A 999-nucleotide genomic window follows, 5' to 3' on the forward strand; every position below is an offset into this window, starting at 1 on the left:
GCCAGTAGGTGCGCAAACCCATCGCTGCCGTGCCGAACATGTCATAGCTGGAACCGGCCACAAACGCGGCATCTGCCGCCTCCACACCAAGCTGTTCCAGCGCCATGCGATACGGTCTGGGATCGGGCTTGTAGACGCCCGCCTGCTCGGCGGTGACAACGACATCCCATGCAACGGGCAACCGCGCTGCCGCCAGCCGGCCCAGCCGCTCCGAGCAGTTGGTCACGACGGCCAGCTTGCAGTGCGGTTGCAGTTGCTTCAGCGCTTGGGCAGCGCCGCTCCAGGGTTCAAGCTGTAACCAGCCGGCTTCCAGAGCATCGGGGGCCGAGGCCGGCAAACCGACGTTCTGCGCCGCCTCCCGCACCATGACCTCATAGGGGACGTACACGCCGCAGCCGTATGTGAGCCGCAGATACTCCGCGCGCCACGTACGGCCAGCCTGCTGCGTGCCAGCAGCACGATCCCACAACGACCACGAATCCAGCAGCGCAGTCAGCAGATCGAACAGGATGGCCTTGGGATAGCCCGGGGAAGAAGTGGAGAAGTTCACGCGTGTCACCTGCAAATCGGCGTTGATCGATGCGACCGATTGTAGGCAGCGCTGGCGGGCTTGAGGTGAAGCTGGTTTGATTCAAAGATTCAGCACTGCTGCATCATGCGCGCCACGGCGGCTGTGGTTTGAAGCGGCTTTGCAAGAATTGCATGAAATGGCGCGTGCGCTGCGGCAGCCCCGCGCGATTGTGGGTGAGTGCAATCACGTTGGCGTCCGGCGCCTTCCAGCCCGGCAACAGACGCACCAGCCGGCCGGCGCGCAGATCGTCCGCCACATCCCATTCGGAGCGCAAAATCGCGCCACGCCCCTCGCAGGCCCAGCGGCGGATCACGTCGCCGTCATTGCAGATCAGCTTGGCTTGCACGCGCACGCTACGACTCGTCCGGCCCTTGCCGAAATGCCAGAGCGACATATCTTCCTTGTTCTCGCGCAGCACGATGCAGGGC

The 999-nt window shown here is 64.2% G+C and carries 2 protein-coding genes; both read right to left on the reverse strand.

What is annotated here, in order from left to right:
• Positions 1 to 559 (reverse strand): HAD-IA family hydrolase (locus JHD73_RS27855; protein WP_199033353.1); only part of this gene is annotated, 559 nt, incomplete at its 3' end.
• 94 nt (positions 560 to 653) lie between these two features.
• The coding region (locus JHD73_RS27860; RefSeq protein WP_233177197.1) for a LysR substrate-binding domain-containing protein at positions 654 to 999 on the reverse strand (346 nt) is incomplete at its 5' end.

Origin of the sequence: Ralstonia sp. ASV6 (assembly GCF_016429285.1) — a bacterium.
GTDB lineage: Bacteria > Pseudomonadota > Gammaproteobacteria > Burkholderiales > Burkholderiaceae > Ralstonia > Ralstonia flaminis.